Annotated in this window: 1 protein-coding gene; it reads left to right on the top strand. The window is 67.7% G+C overall.

Going from position 1 to position 1,400, the window contains the following annotated elements; all coding sequences use genetic code 11:
* Positions 1-312: 312 nt before the first annotated feature.
* A complete protein-coding gene (locus ABZV91_RS32465; protein ID WP_355249532.1) occupies positions 313-1,383 on the top strand; it encodes an IS110 family transposase in 1,071 nt (356 codons plus the stop codon).
* The last annotated feature ends 17 nt before the right edge of the window (positions 1,384-1,400 follow it).

Here is a 1,400-nt window from a genome sequence, read left to right as displayed (position 1 = left end):
CTAAGGACCCGTCGGCCCCGGTTCCGGTCGGCGTGGTGGGCCTGCTCACCGCACCAGCCGGGCTCGGGTGTGACTCGGTAGTTTCCCGACCCCTGCCCGGGTGTCCTTACTCGGGACCTGTCGACTCGGCTCGGCGGGTGCGGTGGGCCCACATTGCTCAGCCCACTCCGATGGTTCTGCGCAGCGTGGGTCGTGACCTGATAGGAGCCTGCCGCGCTTGCGCCGTCCCGTGACTGGCCTGTCCGTCCCACACCACCGGACCCCGGTGGCGAGCAGCAGAACCTGACCACACCGAAAGGCAGCACCTGCTCGATGAACAGTCCCGCCGATCACTCACCGGTTGTCTACGCCGGCGTCGACACTCACGCCGAGACCCATCACGTCGCGGTCGTCAACGAGCACGGCAAGAAGATCGACGACTGCGGATTCCCCACCACCGCTGCCGGTTACTCGGCGATTGATCAGTGGATCACCTCGTTCGGGACGGTTGCGCAGATCGGGATCGAAGGCACCGGATCCTACGGAGCTGGGCTGGCCCGCCACCTGCACGCACGCGGCCATCAAGTCGCGGAAGTTCCGCGCCCGAACCGGCGGTTGCGCCGCGCGCAGGGCAAAACCGACACCATCGACGCCTACGCCGCCGCACGCCGACTCCTCGACGGCTCCGGGGTGACCGCGCCGAAGCTGCGCCACGGCGCCGTCGAAGCCGTCCGCGCGCTGCGCGTCGCACGCCACAACGCGGTCAAGGCCACCACCGCCGCGACGAACGCACTACGCGGACTGATCACCACCAGCCCGGAAGCACTGCGCAGCCAGTTGCGCAGCCTGTCGCGCGCGAAACTGATATCCACTTGCGCTGCGTTCCGACCCGACCCGGCCCGCTGCACCGACCCGCTCCAGGCCACCAAGCTCGCGTTGCGGTCACTGGCCACCCAGGTGCACGAACTGCAAACCCACGCCGACCAGCTCAAAAAGCACCTACTGCAACTACTCGAGCAGGTCGCCCCGAATACCGTCGACGTATTCGCGCTCGGTCCGGATACCGCTGCAGCGCTAGTGATCTCGATCGGAGACAACCCCGACCGGCTCACCAGCGAAGCCACTTTCGCCCGCCTCTGCGGCGTCGCCCCGATCCCCGCCTCCTCCGGCAAGACCGTCCGCCACCGACTACACCGCGGCGGTGACCGGCAAGCCAACCAGGCACTGCACGTCGCGGTCATCGTGCGCATGCGCTACGACCAGCGGACCAAAGACTACGTCGCCCGCCGCACCTCCGACGGCAAAACCAAACCCGAGATCATCCGCTGCCTCAAGCGATACCTCGCCCGCGAAGTGTTCCAAGCTCTGCGCGCCGACCTCCGCCCACCACCACCGGCGACTTGACATCTATAGGAGCGTCC

This window comes from Nocardia sp. NPDC004568, from assembly GCF_040609955.1.
In the GTDB taxonomy this organism is placed as follows: domain Bacteria; phylum Actinomycetota; class Actinomycetes; order Mycobacteriales; family Mycobacteriaceae; genus Nocardia.
This window is presented reverse-complemented; position numbering and strand designations above follow the sequence as displayed.

Bases quoted from the DNA above. Each gene is read 5' to 3' on its own strand.
- ABZV91_RS32465 (WP_355249532.1), top strand. From the start codon at position 313: ATGAACAGTCCCGCCGATCACTCACCGGTTGTCTACGCCGGCGTCGAC.